Origin of the sequence: Paenibacillus swuensis, assembly GCF_001644605.1 — a bacterium.
GTDB lineage: Bacteria > Bacillota > Bacilli > Paenibacillales > DY6 > Paenibacillus_N > Paenibacillus_N swuensis.
Genome location: NZ_CP011388.1, coordinates 1,855,612 through 1,877,326 on the forward strand (window position 1 = coordinate 1,855,612; position 21,715 = coordinate 1,877,326).

21 protein-coding genes and 1 pseudogene are annotated in these 21,715 nt (G+C 50.4%); 2 read left to right on the forward strand and 20 right to left on the reverse strand.

All coding sequences use genetic code 11. From position 1 onward, the window contains the following. Window positions 1-99 precede the first annotated feature (99 nt). Together hxlA and hxlB are read left to right on the forward strand one after the other, a co-directional pair. Complete coding sequence (gene hxlA, locus SY83_RS08080) at window positions 100-735, forward strand: 3-hexulose-6-phosphate synthase (protein ID WP_068605775.1); 636 nt, start codon at window positions 100-102, stop codon at window positions 733-735. A gap of 79 nt (window positions 736-814) precedes the next feature. Continuing rightward, window positions 815-1,363, forward strand: coding sequence for a 6-phospho-3-hexuloisomerase (gene hxlB, locus SY83_RS08085; protein ID WP_068610988.1), 549 nt, complete (start codon window positions 815-817; stop codon window positions 1,361-1,363). A 66-nt stretch (window positions 1,364-1,429) separates the two neighbouring features. On the opposite strand, the gene SY83_RS08090 is transcribed toward hxlB, so the two are convergent. From SY83_RS08090 to SY83_RS08180, 20 genes and pseudogenes are all read right to left on the reverse strand, one after another. Then, window positions 1,430-1,954, reverse strand: a complete 525-nt coding sequence (locus SY83_RS08090; protein ID WP_068605776.1) for a DUF2179 domain-containing protein — start codon at window positions 1,952-1,954, stop codon at window positions 1,430-1,432. A 156-nt stretch (window positions 1,955-2,110) separates the two neighbouring features. After that, window positions 2,111-2,758 carry an amino acid ABC transporter permease gene (locus tag SY83_RS08095; RefSeq protein ID WP_068605777.1) on the reverse strand — a complete coding sequence of 216 codons (648 nt, stop codon included), beginning with the start codon at window positions 2,756-2,758 and terminating at the stop codon, window positions 2,111-2,113. An 11-nt stretch (window positions 2,759-2,769) separates the two neighbouring features. After that, window positions 2,770-3,423 (reverse strand): amino acid ABC transporter permease, encoded by a 654-nt coding sequence (locus SY83_RS08100; protein WP_068605778.1) that lies wholly within the window; start codon window positions 3,421-3,423, stop codon window positions 2,770-2,772. A gap of 31 nt (window positions 3,424-3,454) precedes the next feature. Next, window positions 3,455-4,339: a transporter substrate-binding domain-containing protein gene (locus SY83_RS08105; RefSeq protein WP_068605779.1), complete on the reverse strand. Its 885-nt coding sequence runs from the start codon at window positions 4,337-4,339 to the stop codon at window positions 3,455-3,457. 45 nt (window positions 4,340-4,384) lie between these two features. Further along, entirely contained in the window at window positions 4,385-5,113 is a 729-nt protein-coding gene (locus SY83_RS08110; RefSeq protein ID WP_068605780.1) for an amino acid ABC transporter ATP-binding protein, read from the reverse strand. A gap of 215 nt (window positions 5,114-5,328) precedes the next feature. Then, window positions 5,329-6,231: a hypothetical protein gene (locus tag SY83_RS08115; RefSeq protein WP_068605781.1), complete on the reverse strand. Its 903-nt coding sequence runs from the start codon at window positions 6,229-6,231 to the stop codon at window positions 5,329-5,331. Between the two features lie 52 nt (window positions 6,232-6,283). Beyond that, window positions 6,284-8,431: a right-handed parallel beta-helix repeat-containing protein gene (locus tag SY83_RS08120; protein ID WP_068605782.1), complete on the reverse strand. Its 2,148-nt coding sequence runs from the start codon at window positions 8,429-8,431 to the stop codon at window positions 6,284-6,286. A gap of 41 nt (window positions 8,432-8,472) precedes the next feature. Beyond that, window positions 8,473-9,795 carry a UDP-glucose dehydrogenase family protein gene (locus SY83_RS08125; RefSeq protein WP_068605783.1) on the reverse strand — a complete coding sequence of 441 codons (1,323 nt, stop codon included), beginning with the start codon at window positions 9,793-9,795 and terminating at the stop codon, window positions 8,473-8,475. Between the two features lie 73 nt (window positions 9,796-9,868). Then, a complete protein-coding gene (locus SY83_RS08130; RefSeq protein ID WP_068605784.1) occupies window positions 9,869-11,047 on the reverse strand; it encodes a DegT/DnrJ/EryC1/StrS family aminotransferase in 1,179 nt (392 codons plus the stop codon). Between the two features lie 18 nt (window positions 11,048-11,065). Continuing rightward, on the reverse strand, window positions 11,066-11,677 hold the full coding sequence (locus tag SY83_RS08135) for a sugar transferase (RefSeq protein ID WP_068605785.1): 612 nt from the start codon (window positions 11,675-11,677) through the stop codon (window positions 11,066-11,068). Continuing rightward, window positions 11,674-12,675, reverse strand: a complete 1,002-nt coding sequence (locus SY83_RS08140; protein ID WP_068605786.1) for a glucosamine inositolphosphorylceramide transferase family protein — start codon at window positions 12,673-12,675, stop codon at window positions 11,674-11,676. The genes SY83_RS08135 and SY83_RS08140 overlap by 4 nt, the downstream gene beginning before the upstream one ends. 1 nt (window position 12,676) lies before the next feature. Next, window positions 12,677-12,844, reverse strand: a complete 168-nt coding sequence (locus SY83_RS23055) for a YwzD family small protein (RefSeq protein ID WP_157279821.1) — start codon at window positions 12,842-12,844, stop codon at window positions 12,677-12,679. Between the two features lie 85 nt (window positions 12,845-12,929). Then, window positions 12,930-13,934: pseudogene (galE, locus tag SY83_RS08145) on the reverse strand (UDP-glucose 4-epimerase GalE); the annotation flags it as partial. 20 nt (window positions 13,935-13,954) lie between these two features. Beyond that, window positions 13,955-15,487 carry an oligosaccharide flippase family protein gene (locus SY83_RS08150; RefSeq protein WP_068605788.1) on the reverse strand — a complete coding sequence of 511 codons (1,533 nt, stop codon included), beginning with the start codon at window positions 15,485-15,487 and terminating at the stop codon, window positions 13,955-13,957. A gap of 17 nt (window positions 15,488-15,504) precedes the next feature. Then, window positions 15,505-16,590 (reverse strand): glycosyltransferase, encoded by a 1,086-nt coding sequence (locus SY83_RS08155; protein ID WP_068605789.1) that lies wholly within the window; start codon window positions 16,588-16,590, stop codon window positions 15,505-15,507. Window positions 16,591-16,631: 41 nt separating this feature from the next. Next, complete coding sequence (locus SY83_RS08160) at window positions 16,632-17,819, reverse strand: glycosyltransferase (protein WP_068605790.1); 1,188 nt, start codon at window positions 17,817-17,819, stop codon at window positions 16,632-16,634. After that, window positions 17,816-18,556 (reverse strand): glycosyltransferase family 32 protein, encoded by a 741-nt coding sequence (locus tag SY83_RS08165; RefSeq protein WP_068605791.1) that lies wholly within the window; start codon window positions 18,554-18,556, stop codon window positions 17,816-17,818. The genes SY83_RS08160 and SY83_RS08165 overlap by 4 nt, the downstream gene beginning before the upstream one ends. Window positions 18,557-18,603: 47 nt before the next feature. After that, complete coding sequence (locus SY83_RS08170; RefSeq protein ID WP_068605792.1) at window positions 18,604-19,671, reverse strand: EpsG family protein; 1,068 nt, start codon at window positions 19,669-19,671, stop codon at window positions 18,604-18,606. Continuing rightward, a complete protein-coding gene (locus tag SY83_RS08175; protein ID WP_068605793.1) occupies window positions 19,668-20,588 on the reverse strand; it encodes a glycosyltransferase family A protein in 921 nt (306 codons plus the stop codon). Before SY83_RS08175 ends, SY83_RS08170 begins: the two co-directional genes overlap by 4 nt. A gap of 18 nt (window positions 20,589-20,606) precedes the next feature. After that, on the reverse strand, window positions 20,607-21,713 hold the full coding sequence (locus SY83_RS08180) for a glycosyltransferase family 1 protein (protein WP_231891399.1): 1,107 nt from the start codon (window positions 21,711-21,713) through the stop codon (window positions 20,607-20,609). Window positions 21,714-21,715: the final 2 nt, after the last annotated feature.

Sequence of the window (21,715 nt, forward strand, 5' to 3'; positions counted from 1 at the left end):
CTTCAAAGTGCGTACTTCCTGAATGGATCGTTCCTCTTTAGAATAAGTGTTGTTAAAGATAATAACAACTTTCTAGAATAAAAAGGAGCGGATCTCATTATGGAACTGCAATTGGCATTGGATTTGGTTAACATTACGGAAGCTAAGGAATTGGTTAAAGAGGTAGAAGCTTACATAGATATCGTAGAAATCGGGACGCCTGTCGTGATCAATGAAGGACTGCATGCCGTTAAAGCGATTAAAGACGCATTCCCGAATCTGAAGGTCCTCGCTGACTTAAAAATTATGGATGCCGGCGGCTATGAAGTGATGAAAGCTTCGGAAGCCGGAGCGGACATCATTACCGTATTGGGTGTGTCCGATAATTCCACGATCTCGGGCGCAGTCGCTGAAGCGCGCAAAAGCAACAAAAAAATCATGGTCGACATGATTAACGTTCAGAACCTGGAGCAACGCGCCATCGAAATCGATGCTCTGGGCGTGGATTACATCTGCGTACATTCCGGCTACGATCATCAGGCGGCGGGACGCAACTCCTTTGAAGAGCTTAGCGCCATCAAGCGGGTCGTGAAGAACGCCAAAACCGCCATCGCGGGAGGCATCAAGCTGGAGACGCTTCCGGAAGTGATTAAAGCGAATCCGGACCTCGTCATTGTGGGCGGCGGCATTACCGGACAAGCGGACAAGAAGAAGGTAGCCGCGGAGATGCAGCAACTGGTTAAAGCAGGTGCCTAACATAGACTCGTCGGCTACCGAGCGCGCGGCCGCTGAGGCCACTGCGGGCCCGGCAGCCAGCGGCTCCTATACGTCCGCGATCCTGCTGGAGCTGCAGCGTACGCTGAGCCTCGTTGACCCGGCGGCCATCGACGCCCTCGCGGACCGCATCCGCGGCGCCGGCCAGATCATGGTCGCCGGGGCCGGGCGATCCGGGCTCATGATGCGCGCGTTCGCGATGCGCCTCATGCACATGGGCTTCCGCGCCTACGTCGTCGGCGAAACGGTAACGCCGGGCATCGGCCCCGGCGACCTGCTCCTGATCGGCTCCGGCTCGGGTGAAACCCGCAGCCTGGCCGGCATGGCGGAGCAGGCCGCGAAGCACGGCGCCGATGTGGCAGCCGTGACGATCCGGCCGGACTCGGCCATCGGACGCCAGTCGGCGGCGGTGGTGACGGTGCCGGCACAGCCGAAGGACGGCGCGGCGGGTGACACCGCCGAAGCCGCCGGAGCCGTTACAGCGCAGCCGATGGGCACGCTGTTCGAGCAGAGCCTGCTCATCGTGCTGGACGCGGTCGTGCTTAACCTCATGCGGCAGCTGGAAGCGAGCGGCGCCGCCATGTACACGAAGCACGCCAACCTGGAATAGCCGTCATCGTACACAACAAAAAACCGGACCCGCATGGATTCCATTGCAGGGTCCGGTTTTTCGTTATTATTGATCCGCTTTCTTCAGCGCGCTTGTCCAAAATCCGCCATGAAACTGCTTCGGTTCAATCACGATGACGAATGCCTTCGGGTCAATGCCCAGGATGGCTTTATATAGCTTTTGCTGATTTTTGCGTTTGGACAAAATCTCCATAACAAGCCGGTCGCCGTCCCGTCCATGCCCGATCCAGGAAGTAACCCCGTAGCCCTGTTCCCGCAGACGATGCGCCATATCCCGGTTCGTGTGATCACTGATGACTTTCAGCGTGATGTAACCGAGAGCGATTTTTTCCTCAAGCCAAGCCCCGACCAAGATGCCCAAAGCGTAACCCAGCGCATAGACAACCAAGCTTAAGAACTGATCCAGATATTGAAGCACCAGATTCAGACCCAGCACATAAATTGTAATTTCGACTGTACTGATGGCCGCGGCAATATACTTTTGACCCTTTAAAGTCAGAATCATTCTCAAGGTAAAGGCGGAGACGTATATCACCTGGATGACGAAGATCGATAGCAGAATTTCTCCCATGTGCAGCACCTCCTAAGTTAGCATATTACCCTGTATGGCAGATTCTAAACTTCGATCCGGTTCTTATCCTTTCGAGGATGAGCTTACCGCGTCTACGCAAAAAAAGACCACCCCGCCTATGCAAGGGTGATCTCGCTCCTTACTGATATGCTGTTGTTACACTCGAACTTCAAGACGTCTGGCCAAGACAGATAGCGTGTAGTTTATGGCAAAATAAAGCGCGGCAACCAAGATCAGAATCGGGAACACGATATCCGGATCTTGCCCCATAACGATATTCGCATTGTGCATAAGCTCCGCAATCGAGATAATCACGACCAGCGACGTGTCCTTGAGCAGTGAGATGAATTGCGACACCATCGGTGGCACCATCCGTCTCAGTCCAATCGGCAGAACGATATGCTTCAACGTCTGCACATACGTCAAACCGGATGAACGGCCGGCTTCCAGCAAGCCCTTATCTACCGAGTTCAGGCCGCTTCGCACAATCTCGGAAATCAGCGCAGCCTCGAAGACCGTTAAAGCCACGATGGCTGCCCAGAACGGGGTGAAACTGATTCCGAGCTCCGGCAAGCCGAAACGGGCGAACAGGATAAGCAACAGCAAGGGCAGGTTGCGAACCGTTTCTACGAAGATGGTGAGGATCGGCGAAACGACAGGCACTTTGGCATACCGGACAATACCGAGCACGCATCCTAACAGGAAGCTGAAGATGATGGCCAGGAAAGCCAGCCATAACGTCAGGCCAAACCCTTGAAACAAGAAGCTTAAATGATCCGGGGTATATGCGCTTTGAAAATCCATGGCTCCCCCTCCTATCCGCTATGTGCCAGCCTGCGCTCAAGACTTCGCGAAGCGAAGCTGAGCGGGAAGGTCAGAAGTAAGTAGAATAAAGCAACGAATACATAGCTGCTCACCGCATCATAGGTGTCCGCGTTAACAATGTCACCGAAATACATCAGGTCTAGTCCGGCAACAACACCCAAGATCGATGAGTTCTTCACAAGATTTAGAAACTGATTGCTGATAGGCGGAATAACGATCTTAATAGCCTGCGGCAGCACCACATACCGCATCGTCTGATTGTAGGTTAAGCCGGAAGAGCGCGCGGCTTCGGTCTGTCCGGAAGGGACGGACCGGATACCGGCGCGGATCGCTTCCGCAATGTAAGATGACGTATAAATCATGAGTCCCAATGTGCCTGAAATAAATCCGTTCAAGGTTAATCCCAGCGCCGGCAGTCCCAGGAAGAACAAATAAACGACCAGCAACAGAGGAATGTTCCGGAAAAACTCGACATACACCGCGCCCAACGTGTTTAACACCTTGGAAGGAGCGATGCGGAATACGGCAACAATCACACCGAGGATAAAGCTGCCGATCAGTGCCAGCAAACTTGCTATAATCGTATTCCGAAAGCCTTCAAGATAGGAGCTCCAATTGTCTGTCAACACACTTAAATCAATCATGCAGCGTCTCCTTTCCCTTGATGCGTGTCAGTTACTCCGCGGCTGGCTTCTCGCCGATCCACTTCTCATAAATCTTGTCATATTCACCGCTGGACTTTAGCTCAGCCAGAAATTCATTAACGTAAGTAACCCATTCGGTTTCGCCTTTCTTCATCGCCATACCGTAAGGCTCGTCAGTAAAGATGTCGCCGGCCAACTCATAGTTTGGATCTTGCTGCGTCATACCGAACAGAATGGCGTTGTCCGTAGTCAACACTTCACCTTGACCGGCTTTTAGCGCCGTAAAGGCCTCTTGGTAATTCTGATACTGTTGAACTTTCAGTCCGGCTACCTTCTCTTCAATGTTCTTAATGGAAGTCGCGCCCTTTACGCCAAGCACCTTCGTGTCTTTCGTAACATCGTCAAGTCCTTTAATCGCGCTGCCCTTCTTCACAAGCAGGGATTGACCGGCTTTAAAGTACACTTCGGAGAAATCCACTTCTTCTTTACGCTTCTCGGTAATAGTCATAGTCGCAACGATCAGATCAATCTCTCCGTTGTTTAACATCGGAATCCGGGTTTGGGAAGTCACTTCCTTCAACTCCAGCTTGCTCTCGTCGCCGAATAATTTCTTAGCCAACGCCTTGGCAATATCGATGTCAAACCCTTCCACGTTGCCTGTTCCCGGATCTTTCAAACCGAACAGTTTCGTATCGAATTTCACACCCGCTACCAGCTTGCCGCGTTCTTTAATGTCCGCAACAAGGCCGCTTTCCGCAGCACCGTTTCCTCCGTTTGTGCCGTTTCCTTCGGGTGCGTTTCCGTTACCGCCGTTCGCGCCGTTATTGTTACCGTTGCCGCATGCCGCCAATAATACAAGTACCATAACCATTAACAAACTGACAATCCATCCTCTGTTACGAGCTCCGTTACGCATGAACATCTCTCCCTTTATATGTAAGAATGTGATACACCAGGTAAGTTAATGATGAAGCAACCGGCTCAGAAACAGCCGCGCCCGTTCCTCTTCCGGCCGGGCAAAGAACGCATCCGGCTTGGCTTGCTCCACAATCCGGCCCTCGTCCATAAAAATGACACGGTTAGCCACTTCTTTGGCGAAGCCCATCTCATGCGTCACGACAACCATGGTCATGCCTTCTCGCGTAAGTGTCTTCATGACGTCCAGCACTTCTCCGATGACTTCAGGGTCCAATGCGGAGGTCGGCTCGTCGAACAACATAATCTTCGGCTTCATCGCAAGTCCTCGCGCAATGGCTACCCGTTGTTGTTGACCACCGGACAATTGAGAAGGAAACGAATCCGCTTTCTCGGGAATGCCCACCTTTTCTAAATAGAGCATAGCCGTTTCTTTCGCTTCCTTGGCGGAGACCCCCCGAACCTTCATGGGAGCAAGTGTGATATTATCGATTACCTTCATATGCGGGTAGAGGTTGAAATGTTGAAATACCATCCCGATTTCCTGCCGCACCTGATTGATATCCGTACCCTTGGCATGAAGCTCCACATCGTTTACCGTGAGTTCGCCCTCGCTAATGGATTCCAGACGATTCATACAACGCAACAAAGTGCTCTTGCCTGAACCTGAGGGTCCGATGACCACGACTACTTCTCCGGATTCAATCTGCAAATGAATGTCCTTTAACACATGAAACTGACCAAAATACTTATGTACGTTACGAAAAGTAATCAACGAGCCGCCTCCCCCTTAAGCTAATGTGATCCCTGTCCTGGATTTGGTTAGGAAGACAGATGAATTGCATATCATTACCCAATATACATCCAAAATTAACATAATAGTTCCATTATTTATTAAATCGGTTCTTAGGACCCATTAAAAACGACCGCTATACCTATCCGTAAAGCCAAAAAAAGACCGGGCAGCCCTGTCGGACTGCCCGGTACGGCTTAACGGCCGTTGCTGATATTTACAATTTTCACACTGTCGGTTCCCAGAAACTTTACTCCGCTATGCGTTCCGCTTAAATATCCTGTGATATCGCCCGCATCAAAACCTGTTCCTTGAAACGGAAACACATAAATCTTATCTGCAAATCCGTCATAATTAATATCTGTTGTATAAGACCAGAGCTTCGCTGACCCGGCATTGGGCTTGTCTCCGAAACGAACGGTGCTGTCATTCACATTGCGGACCGAGAAGGTCTGTGATCCAAGCAAGGCGACAGGAATCAACCAGTTCGGATGATTAAGGATGCAGTTAGGGGAGAACCAGGGTTTAATATCAATTTTCGCAGGTTTGGCGCACAGATAGTTGATCTCCAGCTTGGAGAAATCAATGGCAAAGCTGTCCTGCGGAGCTCCTTCGGCGTTAGTTACCAACACCTGAATATTGCCGTCCACCAGCAGGTTGAAGATGGATGGCTCCAGTTGAAAGACCGTAACTGTATCGGTCTGATTGTAAACACTGTCGAAGGCGTTCGCAATCTCGGCGCCGTCCACATACAGCTTCACATCAAAGGCGTTGTTCGCATCCTGCACATTAAATGACTTTATGGTCAGAACCGCGTCTGTAATCGTGCTGCCTGTCGGGATAGACACCGTATGCGTCCACATTTTTGGAGCCGGATTCCATGCATCGAATACACCGTCATCGGGTTCATGCGTGACATCCCAACAGCAGGTTTGCCTTCCGAAATTATCATCATCGCCCACAATGCTTACACAGGAGCAGCTGCCTCCTGTCGGAGCCGTACCTCCAGGCGGCACGGCAGCTCCTGAAGTTGCTTGGCCTACAGATACAGGCAGAAGTAATAACAAGGCCATCATAAGTACGATCATTTTTTTCATCATCTTTATATTCGTCCCCTCTAATATAAGCTTATTTTGATTCAATCCTGAATCCTCAACGTTCCACAGCTCTTAACTCCAGAACAGCCTTTACCAGAACATTGTCCGAGATTTCATATGATGATGCCCCGATCCCGGCGTCCACCGTGGAAATCCCCTTAGCTCTGATGTTGGTCTTGATTTGATTCCCCCGAATGATCGCAGAAGACACATCCGAAACTGAGCCTCGCGCTCCATAGTTGTTTAACTTAATCAGCGCAACTTCGGGATCTTTTAACTTCAGTGCTTGAATACGGTTACGGGTAATCCAAACTTGATTAGCCGATTCAACATAGATTGCGGCGTGTCCCTTCTTAAGCGCACTCTCAATATGGAATTCGGACTGGTCGATGACAGCTTCCGTTTCCGGATTGGCAATAATCAACCCGCTTCCGTGCGACTTAAAGGAGCACTTGTTAAATTCGTATCTCCCTGGCTTGTTAGCCACGGGTCCCGAATGCCCGGAGTCATTGGAGTCATCGAAGTGATCGGGGTCATCGGGATTTCCGGCCACGAATACACAACGATTGTACATGCCTAACGGCAAATCCAGACCATAATATCCGTTATAATCCGATATGGTTAATCGTTCAAATACAGTTCCCTTCGCGCCTGTTCCAGCAATACTTCTCAATATTGTAGGCCCGGTAATGGTCACATCCTTGATCTGAACTGCCTTGCCATTGACTACGAGAGCATAATCCTGCTTTCGGTTATTGACCATCCGAATGTCGGATAAGGTGACGCCGTTTGCCGCATTACTTTCAACGGTAAGGGTCGAGTCCTTCATATCCAGGTTCTGTACGACGGTTCGAGGACCTGTAAACTTCGCCCAACCCTCTTCCATCGCATTATTCTTGAAGCTGACCTCCTGACTCATCAGCACGTTTGAACCCTTGAATATATTATTTGTAATCAAAGCCTGTCGAAAGGAGTCCGTGGAAACCAAGCCAAACGCTCCTGCGGAGCCAAAGGTATTCCCGTCCACAACAGCATGCCTGCCGTCATAAAGAATGACATCATACGCTTTATTGTTATAGAACGTATTACGGACAATACGAATCCGGCTGTTGGGGAAATAGCCGCCTTCTAAATCAACGCCCGATTGGGGGGCCGTGCCGGCTATGTCATGAATCTTATTGTTTTCAATGAGTACCTTATCCGCGCCGCCCACTGTAATTCCCTGCCTGCGATTGAATGATATTTCGGAGTTGCGCACAATAATATCCTTAGATTTCGCCTGAGCGTAAACACCCACTTGAACGCCCTTCAGACCGGCTTGACGGAATACAACACGGAAATAAGCCGCATGGGGCGGAATGATTAGATCGCTGTAAGCAAATTGCTGTTGTGTAAGTTTGCCGGCCAGGACACCGGTATTCGTATAGAAGTACAGATTAAACATGGCCGTGACACTTAAATTCTTCGGTCTCGCTAATTGTAAAGCCGAGCGATTTAATAAATTCAAAGATTTCAACTTGGTTTTTGACAAAATTCGCGATCGGATTTCAATCTGGGAATCAATAGCTTTTCCCTCATGATTAATACTTCCTTTCTCGAAATCCTCCGGGTACAGGGAAACTACATAATGATCCGCGGCTCCGATACAGATGCCGTCCCCAGTGAAATTCTCCGCTTTTACACCGTCAATGACGACATTTGTGGCCCCTTCCACAAGGATCCCGTAACCGGATTCATGTGTCCCTCCTCCCTTGTACTCATGGGTATCCTTATCCCCTCTGTAAGTTCCGCCCCGGAGAGTGACGTTGCTGACACCAGGACCGATGTAAAGCGTTTCATAGCGTTCCATACTGTTCGTTTCCTTCTGAATTACGGCCTTGGGATCCAATTCGAATTCCATATCGCTTACCATATTGATCCGGCTGTCTCTATCAATGAGGTACATTCCGGCAGGCAGCACAACCTTCTTCCAGCCGTTCTGACCCGCCCATACCAAGGCTTTGTTGATTCCTTCTGTAGTGGTCTTGGCTTGCTCTCCATTATTGGATACATTCCATTGTTTCAAGTCCAAGGTGTATCCTTTATCCACCGCCAGCGCCACTTGATTTCCAGGTGCTGCGGCCTCGGTTGTCCGAATGGGGGCCGCCGGAGCTGCTGCGAGCAGGATGGTCAGGACCAGAAGTGCCGTGAACCTTGTTTTCATCGTAATATTCTCACCTTTGCTTTCCGCATCATGATTTTGTACTAAACGAACAACCTTTCCTTCGCCACACTCTTTCGTCCAATGGAATGATACTCCACACCCGCGGCTGCCGCTTGTCCAAGCGAAAAACAGTTTCGCCCGTCGAACAACACGGCTTCCCTCATCCACAAGCTGACCTGATGCAAATCCAAAGCACAGATCTCGGCCCATTCTGTCAAAATAAAGCCGACATCCGCTTGCCACAAAGCTTCCTGCAACGTCTCGGCATACCTTACCTGAACCGGTAAGACATGCTCCGCGTGACCGTTAGCCACAGGGTCATATCCGATGACTTCAGCCCCCAAATTAATCAGGTGACGGGCGATCGCAATGGAAGGAGCTTCCCGCATGTCATCCGTATTCGGTTTAAATGCCAGTCCCAGCAAAGCAATTCGCTTGCCCCTGACGGTTCCGAACCGTTCCAGCGCTTTGCCGATCAAGATGGTTTGCTGATCCGCATTCACTTCAATGACCGATTTCAACAACTTAAAATCATAGTGAACGTTGCCCGCGATTTGCATTAACGCCTTCGTATCTTTAGGAAAACAGGAACCGCCGTAGCCGATCCCCGCCTTGAGAAACTGATTTCCGATGCGCTTATCCAATCCCATGCCGATCGCGACACTTTCCACGTCCGCACCGAGTTTTTCGCAAACATTCGATATTTCGTTCATGAAACTGATTTTTGTCGCCAGAAAGGCATTCGAGGCATATTTAATCATTTCGGAGGAGCGAATGTCAGTCGTATAAACAGGAATTTGAAGGTGGCTGTAAAGTTTCTCCATGATGCTCGCGCTTTCTTCATCCTCTGTACCGATGATAATACGGTCGCCATGAAAGGTATCCTGCACGGCTGAACCTTCTCTGAGAAACTCCGGATTGGATACCATGCGAATGCGAACAGGATTTGCGAGCATGCCCTCTATTCTGTTTTTGACATATTCATTGGTACCCACCGGGACTGTGCTTTTAATTACGATAACCGCTTCCTTCTGCAAATGAGCGGCGATCTCATCCGCCACCTGACTGATGTGGGATAAATCAGCTGAACCGTCCTCTCTCGGAGGGGTTCCGACGGTAATATAGATGATCTCCGCGCTTGAGAGTCCTTCTTCCATGCTAGTCGTGAAATCAAGTCTCCCGGCATCCATATTGTCAATCATTAGCGGTTCCAGTCCGGGTTCATAAATGGGGGAAATACCGTCCCTGAGAATCGAGATCTTATCCGGATTCTGATCGATGCAAATGACCCGGTGACCTAACTCGGATAAACAAACGCCCGTCACCAAGCCAACGTAACCTGTACCGATAACCGCTATATTCATACTTTTCCTCCTGGACATTGTAAAATAAACGCTAATCAAGCCGCTCGGCATGAGCGAAACGTAAAAATGGACTCTATGCCAGCTCAATACTAAACTCTTGGGTAACTAAAGACCGGATGCGGTCTGTAACTCTGATCTGGTCATCAAGAGTTAAATTCGATCCCGATGGCAGGCATAATCCTGTCCGAAACAGTTCTTCAGATACGCTGTAATTCGGCCGGTGCGCATGGAAACGGCAACCGCGAAACAGCGGCTGGAGATGAAGGGGCTTCCAAACCGGCCTTGATTCCACGTTCGCTTCCGTTAATGCTGCAATGATGGAAGTCGGGGTCAAACCGGTTTTTGAGGGATCCACAGTTAAAGCCGTTAACCAGCGGTTCGTCGCGGTCTGCTTCAGTTCGGGCATCCAGTGCAAACCTTGTATGTCTTCCAGAAGCAGACGGTATCGCTCATACACTTGCCTTCGGGCTATCACTCGTTCTTCCAGGACCTGCAGCTGAGCTCGGCCGATTCCCGCCAGAATGTTGCTCATCCGGTAATTGTAGCCGAGTTGGCTATGCTGGTAGTGAAGTGCCGGATCGCGAGATTGCTGTGCCAGAAACCGGGCCTTCTCCAGGGCTCTCAAATTATCCGAGACGAGCATACCGCCTCCCGAGGTCGTTATGATTTTGTTTCCGTTAAATGAATAAAACCCGAACGCGCCCATGGTCCCGCTCGCTCTCCCTTTATAACTCGAACCGAGGGATTCCGCGGCGTCCTCTATAACCGGAACCTCATAACGGTTGCAGATTTCCATAATCTCATCCATTCGGGCCGATTGACCGTACAAATGCACGACAACAACCGCTTTCGGGAGCCGGCCTTCGGCCTCGGCCGCAGAGAATGCGTCCTGCAGAGCATCCGGAGACATGTTCCAGGTTTGCGGTTCGGAATCAATAAATACCGGCTCCGCGCCGGTGTAAACGATAGGATTGGCGCTGGCCACGAACGTTAAAGCAGAGCAGAACACACGGTCACCGCTGCCGATTTCAAGTAAGCTCAGGGCGATATGCAGCGCGGCCGTACCGGAGCTTAGCGCGACCGCTCCCCTTGCGCCCACATGTGCGGCGCATTCCTGCTCGAACGCATCCAGGTTAGGACCTAACGGTGCTACCCAATTGGTGCGGAAAGCTTCTTCTATGTACACTTGTTCGTTCCCGCTCATATGCGGAGCAGATAAATAGATCCTTGACGGTACCGTATGATCCAACATCTCTGCACTTCCTTATCCTTAAGAATGAACTTTATAAAGGCGTTCCTTGTCCAAATCCGACATCACCGATCTTGGATCCACGATGACTTCATCCTTCAACAGCACGTTTCGAACCGTCAGCATGAGAATTCGCGCATCCAACAGAAGAGACTGCCTTTCCACATACTGAACATCCAGCTCCAGTCTGTCGTTCCAGTTCAGCAAGTTCCTGCCCGAAACCTGGGCAAGTCCGGTCAACCCGGGTCGGACGTGATGCCTTTGACGTTCGCGCTCATTATAATAAGGCAAATATTTCTCCAGGAGCGGCCGCGGTCCGATGAAGCTCATATCCCCTTTCAGAATGTTCACCAATTGGGGCAGTTCGTCAATGCTGGTTCTCCGCAGTACCTTTCCGAGATGGGTTAATCTTAAGTAATCTGAAAGCGGCATGCCGTCCCCGTCCAACTCGTCCCGCATCGTGCGGAACTTATACATGGTGAACCCTTTGCCGTGTAATCCCGGGCGTACCTGTCTGAACAATATCGGGCTGCCCATATGGCGGCGGATCAATATGGCTGAAATGAGAAGCAATGGCCATAACACGAGCAGACCGACCGCCGCAAACACTACATCCAAACCTCTCTTGATCAAAGCGCATTCTCCTTCTCCCACAAGTTTCGGCGCGGCTGAGTCCTTTGAAAGCTGCCGGTCAGTCGTTGAAGCCTCCAGAGCACATAATTCCGTTTGGCGTAATAATGTCCGTCCACCGCGATCATCCAATCTCCCTCGTCGAGCTGTAACTGATCAATATGGTGCATCCCGTCCTTACGCCAATCCCGGGGATTTCGGGATCCGTGCAGAACCAGACTCGCCTCTTCCTCCCGATAAACGGTTTCCGTCAACGTATGGACGCGAATAATGCGGGTTGAGCTTCCGTAGAATGGCTGACCGTCTTGCGTATATCTGTAGATGCTTTCACCATCCGCCAGAACCCTCCCCGCAGGTCTGCTGATGGTGGTATTGTCCTTAACCACAGGACTTGCCGGATGTTCCGTCCAAGGACCCGTCAACTGATCCGCACCGAACAAATGCAGTTGTTTCCCCTTGGCTCCCGCGTACATCCACCATTTTCCTTCATGGGTAAAGACACTGGGATCGGTGTACCTGCCCTTAAGTAAATCACCCGCCTCCTCCCAGAGATCAGGAAAGCGGGCGGCTTTAAATAAGATTACGCGGGAGGCCTCCACAGTTTCGGGAAGCATGTATATGCAGCCGTCCAATAGAAACACTTGCGGATAAGATAGATGAAAGTTCTCCCGAAGGATAACCTGACCATACTTCCACTTGTTTCCGTCGTCGCTTACAGAGTACGCGATTTCACCTTTGCCGGTTGCTTGGTTCAGCACCTCGTAAAACAGGTAGAACCGCCCCCCATGCCTTAAAAGAAACGGATCCGCCACAAAGACCGCTTTCACATCGGTAACGTGTTTGGCCTGAATCGTAGGGGTAAGCAGGTCGCTGCTGTCCGGTTCATCGAATATGGGCCCGGCTGAACGAAAGATCTTAATTGACCAGACAGGTGTCGTGATTCTTATGACTGTTACCAAGACCAGCACCGCTATGGCCGAGATCAACACGAAGACGAACATATCAAGCCCCCTCTCTTGACACTTGCCCTCTGACAACGCCAAGAATTTGCGTGCTAATCTCGTGAATCATGTCCGATGCTTCCGTGATTTCGGATCGAATGCCTTTGAAATACACGTCCACAATGACCTCCAGCAGCTGTTGCTGTGTTAACTTCTCTGAAATTTGCATGTTTCTCTCCTTACATGGTGATGAGATGAGAAAAATCCCCGTTGCTTCCAGTACCAAGAAGCCTACGAGGATCTACATGTACCGGATAACCGGCAGGATTGGAATGTTGCCAACGCCACGCGTCCGCGGCCATTTCTTGTATTCCTTTCTCCGCCTGCCAGCCAAGCTCCGTTCTGGCCTTGTTCGGATTGGCGTAGCATACCGCGATATCTCCCGGCCGCCTGGCCTCGATCGTATATGCAATATCACGACCGGTGACTTGTTCAAATACGCGGATCATCTCCAGAACGCTGTAACCTTGCCCCGTGCCCAGATTATAGGCATCGATCCCGAATGAACCCAACACCTGCTTCAAGGCGCTGAGATGTCCGCGGGCCAGGTCGCTCACATGGATGTAATCACGAATGCCTGTCCCGTCAGGTGTCGAATAATCGTTGCCAAACACCTTTAAGGAGGCGAGCTTGCCGGACGCAACTTGGGTAATATACGGAACCAGATTGTTAGGTATACCGTTCGGATCTTCCCCAAGCCGACCGCTTGGGTGTGCTCCAATAGGGTTGAAATACCGCAGCAATGCGATGCTCCAGCGCGAATCCGAATTGGCGAGGTCCTGAAGCATTTCCTCAAGCATCAGCTTCGTGCGGCCGTACGGATTCGTGGCCGATAACGGGAATGACTCCGTAATGGGCACCCTTTCCGGTAATCCGTACACCGTGGCGGAAGAACTGAACACCAGATTGCGTACGCCGTACTTCTGCATGGTTTCGCATAAGATTAATGTCCCCATCACATTATTACGATAATAAGATAGCGGCCTATGAACGGACTCCCCAACCGCCTTCAAGCCGGCAAAGTGGATCACAGCCTCCACTTCATGCTTCTCGAATACGGCTTGAAGGCCGTCCCGGTCCAGTAAATCTGTTCCGTAGAAAGTTACCTTGTGACCGCTGATTTCTTCTACTCGCCGAATCGCCTCATATTTGCTGTTGACCAGATTATCCGTAACGACAACTTCATGCCCCTCCGCTAACAGCTCGATGCAGGTGTGGCTTCCGATGTATCCGGCTCCCCCGGTGACAAGTATGGCCATATCGCGTTCCTCCTCTTGATTTAAGCCTGTTCCGGAATCGCGCGCGCAGGTCTCAGGCTTTGTCTTATTTGGCTGATAATCGCTTTCTCGGAAGCATTGGCGCCCCAATACCAGACAAGAGCAGCGTAACTCGCGGCGAATAAAATACATTTCATGCAAAAAGCTCCCCAGCCTATGCCCGGGATGAGATGAATCAGAAAGCCTGCCGCGTAAGCTGCAGCCATCGAAGGCAGCAGCTTCGAGAGTTGCATGACAAAGAAGACCAGGTCATAACCTAGCCTTGAAGCATAATGAACATTAACTACAATCCAGTTCAGCGCAACGATTGCCAAGGCCAGACCCGCTGTCATGCCGATTACACCGTATGCATCAACCAGAAGTACGCCCAGCACAGCCCCTACAACCATAAGAATAAGCTGATACATCGTGCGTGTTCCGTCCATCTTCTTCGCCCGCAGCATCATCACACAAGGATATTGGAGCGCTTGAACGAGCATCACCCCCATGAGAATCATGCCGATCCACCACGAGAGCGCATACTCCGGACCAATCCAGAGATGAATGAATTGTTGTCCGTACAATTGGAAGCCCATAAGGATGCAGCCTAACAACATCAACTGAACTCGCCCGACTCTGCTGCTGAACACGGTCAGTGCCCGGCTGTCAGCGCCTTCAACGACCATTTGAGTGACACGAGGAAACAGCTTGCCGTTTATGACGCCGGAAATATATTGAAAATAGCTGATTAAGGTAATGCCGACGGCATAAACAGCAACCGCTTTAGCACCGGAAACCGCCCCCAGAACCAGCAATCCGATTCGCCAGAACATCAGATCCGCGATACTGCCGATAAATACGATGAACGAATAACGGGTAACTTCTCGTAACAGTTTAGAATCCCATTGTGAAAGTTTAATCCTCATGTCTAGCTTTGATCTGGCGTAAAGAACATACACAAACCCGGTCGCTACATTTAGAACGGTGTCTATCGCGGCCACCGTAATGGATTTAAACCCCCAGGAGAGCAACAACGACAAGAGCGATATTCGAAGCAGTAATCGAACTATCGTAATCCCGTTCAGCATCGAGAATTTCTCATATGCTTGAATGTACGCGTTAAAGGCTCCAATAAAGAAGGACACTGTGATGTTTCCCAACAACATCAAGTAGATTGCTTTGGCAATACGCAACTCCTCCGCAGTGAGCCCGCTCCCGTATACTTGATCGAGAAAGAAATAGAACACACCGCCGACCACGAACGAGATACACGCAATGAAGCCGTAGAGCACCAGACACATGGCGATGAAATTGGATTCTTGCTCCTTGCGTTTCTCCGTTCTGTATTGAGCGACGTAACGGGTTATGGCATTCCCGAAACCAAAGTCCAGGATCGCCAGACTGGCGATAAAGGCCCCCATCAGGGAAAACACGCCGTATTCCGATTGCCCCAAAGAACGAATCAGAAAGGGGGTAAACAGAATTCCGGCCAGGATATCAACCGTAAAGGTGCCGTACGAGGTCAAAATTCCTTTTTTTATATCCGATGTTGCCATGCGCGTATTCCCTCCACCTATGCTTGCGGCGTTACGCTCCGTTTGACGACAGAGATGCTTCTTTTCAAGGAACGTCCCGTGCTCATTAACCTGTTATAGATCATGGACACGATCATGACCATCGTCGTGTTCCCCGTGCGAATACCGTACAACAACGTGTCTTCGAATGTATTTCTTCCGGTGGAGGTAAAGGTAAGCGCCTGTTGCAAAGCCTCACTTGCCATCATTCGCCTTATTCTTGTTTTGCGTTCTCCATAAGATAAGTGGTTGGTCTTCCCGTATTCCATACCGATAACCTTTAACGTTTGCCGAATAAACCATTCATTGACCGCCAGCCGGGAACTTTGCGATAAACTTAGTCGATCCAAAATCAGCTCTTTCTCTTTCATGAGCCGCAGTAAGGCCTCAAATATATCCGGGCGGAACTTCATCGTGTTTGAAGTAGAATGACGCCGAAAATAATACAGGGGCTCATCAACATAGACGACACAGCTCATATAGGACACTGCGTTCTGATTGAATACAATGTCTTGCATTAAAGGCATGTCTTCGGGAGATTGAATGTCATGTGATTTCAGGATGGATGTCTTGTATATTTTGTTCCAGGTGAAGGCATGCAACTGACCCGAAAGAAGGGGTAACAATACTCCCTCCTGAACGGCTGTTTCTCCCTCCGCTGCCGGCTTCAGAAAGGGGTAATCCACCTTGATCTGCTGCCCGGAATCCTCGTACCATTCATAAAAGGCGCAGATGGCGGCATCCGCTTGGCTATGAATCGCGGCTTCATATAACTTGGAGAACATCTGAGGTCTGATCCAGTCATCCGGATCGACAAATCCGATGTATTCTCCGCTTGCGGCACGGATTCCGACATTCCTCGCGGTGCTGATACCCCCGTTGGGTTTATGAATGACCGTAATACGTTGATCTTCCTTCGCGTAACGCTCCGCAATTTCTCCGCACCGGTCGGGCGACCCGTCGTTGACCAGAATAATTTCGAGCTCATGCAGCGTCTGCGCCGTGATGGTTTCCAGACATGCGATTAAATAACGCTCAACGTTGTACATCGGAACAATAATACTGACTTTGGGCACAGGTTTCATAAAAGGCACCTCTTTTCTTCATCAAGCATCAAGCATCAAACTTAAGCTTCAAGCAGGGCATAAAATTTATCCATCTCTTCCGGGTATCGGTTACCCGCCGCCTGGAGGTGTTCCGTAAGCTGTGACCGCAAGGCTTCTGACTTACAAAGATGTGATATCCCCTCCGCAATGGCCTCCGCGTTTGCTTGCACCCGATAACCTGATTCCCCGTGGACCACTTGTCTTTGAAACGAGGGGATGTCCGTTACCACTACCGGGCGGTGCAATGCTAAAGCTTCCTCTACCGCGATACAATGCGCTTCGGTATACGATGGCTGCACATAAATGTCACACTCGGCCATATAGGGATACGGATTGGACTTCTCGCCCATCAGCACGAAATGCTCCTCAATTCCATACCGGGCCGCTTGCCTGCTCAATTCATCACGAAGCAGTCCGTTTCCGATCAGGTACCATCGAACAGACCTACCTTGTTCCACGAGAATGCGGCAGGCTTCCAAAGCAAGCCGGACACCCTTCTCTTCCCCCAACCGGGCAACCGTCGCGATTCGAATGCCGTCAAAGCCGTCGGTGTAGCCTTCCTCCCGCGCAAGCCGCATCACAGTACTGGTGGAAATTCGGTTGTGAATGACACGCATTTTGTCCGTAAACTCGGGGTAATAAGATTCCAGCGTCGCCCGGGCCGGTTCCGCGACCGATACAATGTAATCTCCAATCAGAAAGCTGCTTCTCTCCAGCGGCGGACATGGCCACCCTTGAAGCTCGCTGAACGCATAGTCCATATGGTTGTACAGAATTTTGCGCTTGGCGCGAACTTTCTCCGCTACGTAATAGTTACTGAAGAAATCCAGATAGCTGATCGCGGCATCGTAGGGAAAGGCTGTACTTCTCAGAGAATGGCGATAAACCGCCCAACGCAGGCCCACTCCCTTGCCTTTAGCGAACTTGGCAAGCGCGGGAGCAAGTAACTTTCCGGCCAGAACACGGATGTTGCCTGTACGCAGCAATCGAGGTACCGCGACGGACAGAGGAACCGTAAACGTATCGAATAAAGGCGGAAGAATCCGGACTTGCGGCGGAACCATGGGGAACAGAACCCCGCTATGGTCAAACAACAGCAGATCCGCGTCATATCGGTCATAGTCCAAATCAGACAGCAAGGTCAACAGACTTTTCTCGGCTCCGCCGGTATGCAGATATTGCGTAACAAACAGCAGCTTTTTCTTCATTTGGAATTGACCAGAGCGCGTAACTTAGAAATCCAACCGGGTCCCAGATAACGACTGACCACCCTTTTGATATCCCCGCGGACCCGGACATGAAGGGGCAGCCAGGATTTGGCGAAATGATGAATGGCATAGCTTTGTTCCGTTATAAAATTGGCGCCGTTAATGTAATCATAGGGACAGAAGTACGTTCGAGGATAAAAGGTAACCCCGTTCGTCAGTACCTGATATACTCCATTTTCTTTAAATCCGTGCTTGGCGCAGCTTCTTGTAATAATGGCCGTATTCGTGGTCATGTCATAGGCACCGTCCGCTAGATGGAACGGTCTGTCCCCATAATACTCCATCAGTTCGGCGATCCATGGATGTCCCGCGGCAGCTCCCATTAAACTGGACGAAGCGAATTGCTCGTCCTCGAACCCTGAAAAGGCTTCATGCGTCAGAAAGCGGTCTAATGGCTGCAGCACCTCCACGTCGGTATCCATATAGATGCCTCCGTGGGTATAAAGCGCATGCAGTCTTACATAATCACTGACAAATGCGTATTTGCGGGCTTCATAAGCTTCCTTAACGTACCTGTTCGTGTTCAGATCGAAATTATCTTCATTCCACTCCATCAGTGTGTAATCGCCCAAATGCTTTTGCCAGCTCTTCATGCATCGCGCAATTTTACCCGTCTTCTCCCCGCGACCGAACCAACAATAATGTATGACGCGAGGAATGTGCTTTTCATGCAACATCCGTTTTCCCCCCTTTTGTGTACCCTATCCAAAATCATTCTCTGGTCTCAGCCCAACATCAGCAAATCGCTCTTATACTCAATTCCCAAACTAATGACACATTCATAGAAATAGTAAATGAAATAGCAGATTATGATGCCGTAATACACCACTTTGCGGTCCTTGTCCCTGAACACTTGAAAAATCCAGGAGATCAGGATGAGTTGATACAGCCCAAAGTAGATCGAGAACCGGGCAAAAATCCAATTTTGTGTCGAAATCAGCATGAACACAAAGCCCAGCAAAGCCATGTTGACAATGATATCGCTATGGACGTAAGCTTTGGCCAATGTATCCCTGCCCCAGAACGCAATGAGCAAAGGAACGGCATTCACGAGAACACGAATCAGATTCGCCCCGCCTTCCTGGAACGTGCTGTATCCGCCGTACTGGGTATCCTCAATGACCGCAAACAGAATGGATGAAAATTGATTGAAACCGGCAACAATGACGATCGCCGCAATCAGCAGCACCAGCGTTTGCCAAGTCCAGGCTTTCCTACGGACCATAAAGTAAATGGGAATGAGGATCAGCGCTGTTTTATGCACGGTTGCCGCCAACAGAACGACGAACATGTACTTCTTGAAGCTTCCTTCCAAAAGGAATTTCGTCGCGGCGAACAGAATGGCCGCGGCCATAAACTGGCGGATTCCGTTCATGGAGGTGAGGAACATGCCGCCCGTTATGTACACGAAGATGCTGATTTCAAACCATCGGGTGTAGTAATACAGAACAAGAACAATGATTACGTTGGTGATTAACGCGGTGGTGAAAACAAGGAGCTGCGGATCCTTGGACAATTGCTGGAGCAGCATCTGAAAGAGATTGAACCCGAAATCACCGGTGTAGTCGATATTTTGCCATGTAAAAAAGTGCTGTTTGTAAGAATGCATATAGAAGAAGGTGTCCCCGATGTTGTTACGCAAGCCCGCAATGATGACCAAGGACGCCATTACGCAAAATACCAGTAACGGTTGAGGCTTTACATAAGGCACGACGGCTGACGGTCTGGAGAAATACCTGGCTACCACGGAGAAACCGTAAGCCAAGGATAAATTAAGCCAGAGCATCGTCATGCGGATGTTCCTCTGGAGGGAAGTTTCATTAGCGCCGTCCGCTGCGTACTCAGGATATACACAAACAATACGATCCCAAGCGGGAGGGCGAGCAAGGTCGTACCCTTACAAGGCGACTCGTGCAGGAAGCGAGCATTCCGGATAAGCAAATTGCTGGACACGTAATGCATGGATTCCCGCAAGCGCTCCTTAAAGGACGGCGCATGGATCATCGCCACTTTCCGGAAGAAGGAAAATCCTCTGGGATTGCGCTTATATTGTTTCAGCATATTCAGGCTTGAGCCGTCTTCCATATATTCCACATAGCACAGCACTTCGTTCATAACGAGTAACGGCGCCTGTTGATCAATGAGAATATATTTGTAGCTCAGCGGACAATACTTCTCGCCGGGGAACAGGGGATAAGGTGGGATTTGCCGCGTCAGCTCTGAGCGGTAGACCAGCTTCTTGTCGCCTTTCACTTTGTGTTTCGCGTACAGCGCCGTCAGCGTAGATGATTTCAGATGGTCCGGCATGGCCGTGCCTACGAGCTGACCGTCCGGCTTCGCATCCAGTCCCACAATCCCGGCAACACCGTTATGACCATTTAGACTCCAATAGGAAGTAACCTTCTCCACCGCGTCATCCGCCAGATAATCATCCGAATCAATGCACATATTTAATTCGGTCGATATGAGAGCATAGGCTGTGTTGTGCGCGCCGTGCATCCCCTGATTGTCCTGATAGACGTAACGAATCGGAACAGTATCCTCCGCGATCCACTCTTCCACAAGCGCTCGGGTGTTATCTTCGGAACCGTCATCAATAATAAGCCATGTAAAGTTCCTTGAAGACTGGCGTTTCAGACTCTCATAGCACTTGGATAACGTGTAGGCCCGGTTATACGTGGGTGTAAATACAGTCAATAGGGGGATCATCTTCTATACCTCCGCAATTCAACTATGTACGGGTTCACGCGACTCCTCCAGATAAACATTTCCTAACCATGCCGCCATCGTAGCCGTGTCATAACCGCGGGAACTCAGCAAGGCGGATGTATCCGCGTATTCGGTTGACATGTTGCTCAGCAAGCTTGCCCAATGCCTGGCAGGTTGTTTCAGGTCAGCGAAAGTCACGCGCCCCGTAATATTACATTCCTGTGTGATCGTATCGGAAATGAGGCAATTCAATCCCGCGGCCTGCGCCTCGATTAAGACAACTGGAAGACCTTCGAATAAGGACGGGAACAAGAACAAGTCAAAGCTTTGAAGCAATCTCGGTATATCTTCGCGCATCCCCAGAAAACGGACATGATCACCGATTCCCAGGTTCGACACTTTGTCTTCGATGCTCTGTCGAAGGTGGCCTTCACCAACCAGGAGCAGGATGACATTCGGGTCCTGCTTCACCGCCGCATTCATGATTTCTATTAGGAATTCGTGGTTCTTCTGTTTATTGAATCGGCCGATATGTCCGATGACGCGCTTCCCCACAAGTCCCAGCTCTTCTCGCACGGCGCTTCTTACCGCTTCGTCCCGCTTAAACTCCTTCGCGTCAACCGCGTTGTTAAGCACAGTCACTTCCCGCTCCTTGCCGAACAGCCAAGTACCCGCATTGCGGGAGCATGCGAAATATCGGGTAGGATGGTCCTTCATGGCCATCCTGGCGTAAAGGCGGAAAGGCAGCTTGATGTCGATGCCAAGGTCGCTTAAGTGACTGTGCGCAATCCGGCAAGGAATTCCCGCACGATGAGCGGCTCCCAACACAAAGCTGCTGTTTTCATTGATGTGGGCATGCACAACCCTATATTCGGGATGGGCCTTAAAGAAATCATCAAGCTTGCCGAAGTAGCTGCGATAATGACCAGGTCGAATGTGCGGCATACGGTAGATGCGGCCGCCCAGAGCTTCAATTTCATCGTCGTAATGCCCCCGCTCCATACGATGCACCATAAAGTCAAACTGAATCTGCCCGCGGTCCGTTTGACGGTAATAATTCATCAGCATCGTCTCCAACCCGCCCCGGTTCATGACGGTAACTACTTGCAGTACACGTATCGGCACCA

What these genes read in the sequence shown, in the direction of transcription:
- SY83_RS08165 (WP_068605791.1), bottom strand. Translation starts at nt 18,556, where the DNA reads ATGTTGCATGAAAAGCACATTCCTCGCGTCATACATTATTGTTGGTTC.
- SY83_RS08105 (WP_068605779.1), bottom strand. Translation starts at nt 4,339, where the DNA reads ATGCGTAACGGAGCTCGTAACAGAGGATGGATTGTCAGTTTGTTAATG.
- SY83_RS08090 (WP_068605776.1), bottom strand. Translation starts at nt 1,954, where the DNA reads ATGGGAGAAATTCTGCTATCGATCTTCGTCATCCAGGTGATATACGTC.
- SY83_RS08115 (WP_068605781.1), bottom strand. Translation starts at nt 6,231, where the DNA reads ATGATGAAAAAAATGATCGTACTTATGATGGCCTTGTTATTACTTCTG.
- SY83_RS08150 (WP_068605788.1), bottom strand. Translation starts at nt 15,487, where the DNA reads ATGGCAACATCGGATATAAAAAAAGGAATTTTGACCTCGTACGGCACC.
- SY83_RS08155 (WP_068605789.1), bottom strand. Translation starts at nt 16,590, where the DNA reads ATGAAACCTGTGCCCAAAGTCAGTATTATTGTTCCGATGTACAACGTT.
- SY83_RS08140 (WP_068605786.1), bottom strand. Translation starts at nt 12,675, where the DNA reads ATGTTCGTCTTCGTGTTGATCTCGGCCATAGCGGTGCTGGTCTTGGTA.
- SY83_RS23055 (WP_157279821.1), bottom strand. Translation starts at nt 12,844, where the DNA reads ATGCAAATTTCAGAGAAGTTAACACAGCAACAGCTGCTGGAGGTCATT.
- hxlA (WP_068605775.1), top strand. Translation starts at nt 100, where the DNA reads ATGGAACTGCAATTGGCATTGGATTTGGTTAACATTACGGAAGCTAAG.
- SY83_RS08100 (WP_068605778.1), bottom strand. Translation starts at nt 3,423, where the DNA reads ATGATTGATTTAAGTGTGTTGACAGACAATTGGAGCTCCTATCTTGAA.
- SY83_RS08095 (WP_068605777.1), bottom strand. Translation starts at nt 2,758, where the DNA reads ATGGATTTTCAAAGCGCATATACCCCGGATCATTTAAGCTTCTTGTTT.
- SY83_RS08125 (WP_068605783.1), bottom strand. Translation starts at nt 9,795, where the DNA reads ATGAATATAGCGGTTATCGGTACAGGTTACGTTGGCTTGGTGACGGGC.
- SY83_RS08130 (WP_068605784.1), bottom strand. Translation starts at nt 11,047, where the DNA reads ATGTTGGATCATACGGTACCGTCAAGGATCTATTTATCTGCTCCGCAT.
- SY83_RS08160 (WP_068605790.1), bottom strand. Translation starts at nt 17,819, where the DNA reads ATGAAGAAAAAGCTGCTGTTTGTTACGCAATATCTGCATACCGGCGGA.
- SY83_RS08170 (WP_068605792.1), bottom strand. Translation starts at nt 19,671, where the DNA reads ATGACGATGCTCTGGCTTAATTTATCCTTGGCTTACGGTTTCTCCGTG.
- SY83_RS08120 (WP_068605782.1), bottom strand. Translation starts at nt 8,431, where the DNA reads ATGAAAACAAGGTTCACGGCACTTCTGGTCCTGACCATCCTGCTCGCA.
- SY83_RS08175 (WP_068605793.1), bottom strand. Translation starts at nt 20,588, where the DNA reads ATGATCCCCCTATTGACTGTATTTACACCCACGTATAACCGGGCCTAC.